The 1,751-nt window shown below is 46.7% G+C and carries 3 protein-coding genes; 1 reads left to right on the top strand and 2 read right to left on the bottom strand.

Going from position 1 to position 1,751, the window contains the following annotated elements; all coding sequences use genetic code 11:
• The coding region (locus RY831_RS32845; RefSeq protein ID WP_326510480.1) for a hypothetical protein at window positions 1-200 on the top strand (200 nt) is incomplete at its 5' end.
• 163 nt (window positions 201-363) lie between these two features.
• Here RY831_RS32845 and RY831_RS32840 read toward each other — a convergent pair.
• Together RY831_RS32840 and RY831_RS32835 are read right to left on the bottom strand one after the other, a co-directional pair.
• Window positions 364-1,197 carry a hypothetical protein gene (locus RY831_RS32840; RefSeq protein WP_326510479.1) on the bottom strand — a complete coding sequence of 278 codons (834 nt, stop codon included), beginning with the start codon at window positions 1,195-1,197 and terminating at the stop codon, window positions 364-366.
• Between the two features lie 79 nt (window positions 1,198-1,276).
• Window positions 1,277-1,751: HNH endonuclease family protein (locus RY831_RS32835; protein ID WP_326510478.1), on the bottom strand; the 475-nt coding region annotated here is incomplete at its 5' end.

Genomic DNA, 1,751 nt, shown 5'->3' with positions numbered 1-1,751 from the left:
GCGTTCTGCAAGAAAGTAACAACTTTATCGACCGGAGCTATCCCAAACTAGCTTGGTCCGAAAAAACCGGTCAGGTCAATAGCACTTCAAGCAAAGGAGTACCCCACTGGTTTGCGAGACTTCTCGTGATGACAAAATCGGTTAGACCAGCATTGCAGAACCTGTTTTTACTGCCGGCTGAGCTGTTGTCAAGCCGCTAAATTGCTCAGGATGTGATGCGCGGATCTCATCAAGGCTGCGGGCAGCGTATCGACATGGCCCAACAAGCTAGCCGTATACATGCATGCAGACCGCTTTATTGTCATTTGAAGCCTTGCAAAAGGTGTCGGGTCCATACATGCAGTAAAAACGAAAGCACCCCAATTAGCCTGAATACTTATCGGCATTTTCCTCTTCACTTCCAATAGTGAGCATCTCTAATTCAAAGAAATTGCGTGCAACAAAGCTCGCCTTTTCCAACAACGGCATCTCCAATCCCCGAATGCGAGCCACCTCGTTCCTAATTACGCGTGTTCCCGTTTGACGCTCTTTAGCCTCTTCAAGGAGAACTTCAAACATTTTTTCTAATGACTCACTCACGCGCTCGTTGACGGGTATCTTTTGCATGTGTTCTTTCCGAACCCTTCGCATAACGTCTGTTTCGGTCTCTATGCCTTCTAACTCTACTGGGTTTTCTGAAAATCGCCACGGCTTTCCTGTCTTACGAAAAGAAACGAAATGTTCGTTATCGTCTGGCATCTTTTTTATCACGGAAGGACGTATAAACCGGCTTTCTTGAGCCACAGTCTTAGCGAAAAAGTGTTTGCTCAGATCAATAGGAAGGTGAAACAGAGGAGCGACGTAGTACACGATACCGTGTCGCTTCTCAAGCTTTAACATTAGGCTGGTTTGCCTCGAAGATTTTAGTGGATGGAGATACATCCGATAGACCGGCTCGCTCTTACCCCCAACCTTCTTAGAGAATATTCCGGAGCTAAATTCCTTGGCTGACGCGTATCTCATGCAGTGAGATAGTTTGAACTGCAGAAACAAGCTCATTCCTGGCATTGCCAGTTTCACATCGTGGCCAGCACCTTTCTTCCCCTCTGCAGCTGTAGAGGGAAAGGTCGGGGCCATTAACAAAGGAAGGCCTAGAGAATTCACCAAGTTCTCAGTGAGGGCGAATGCGTAAGAGAGTTCAGAGAATGACGACTTCATTAGGTCAGTTATTATATAAAGGTGCATCGAGGAAGACATCTCTGTGTTCTCTCGATTCAAAATCACATAGAACCAAGGATCAGGACGTTCTTCTTTGTCTTGGGGCCTTCACATTTGTAGAAAGCACACTATCAGGATCAATAAATTGATCGCCGTCTTCATCATCTTGGCCGGGAAGCTGCCAACGTTCACAAATGAAACGAACCATGTCACGACCACGTTCTAAAATTTCATTTTCACCCCATACATTCCTAGGGCGTGCTCGCCGCAGTATGTCTGCTCCATCACATGTTAGTACATAGGCTGCTGACTTTGACTCCAGGTCTATATCCTGAACTGCTTTATTTGCGCCGATTCCTAACAAAGTTAGATTGCCAATATCGTCGACGACGTACTTAAACCGCTTTCCTAGTGCTGACTGTTGATCCTGCCACTTTCCCGGAGCACCGGGGTTCTGTGGCATGATATGTTCAATTGAGCTATAGTCGGATCTGGTGTACGGGCTGAGCTCTGAAGGTGGGGAGGAAGGCGGTGGAGATTTTGTTGGACAATTT

Source organism: Noviherbaspirillum album (genome assembly GCF_035916955.1).
GTDB lineage: Bacteria > Pseudomonadota > Gammaproteobacteria > Burkholderiales > Burkholderiaceae_D > Noviherbaspirillum > Noviherbaspirillum album.
This window is presented reverse-complemented; position numbering and strand designations above follow the sequence as displayed.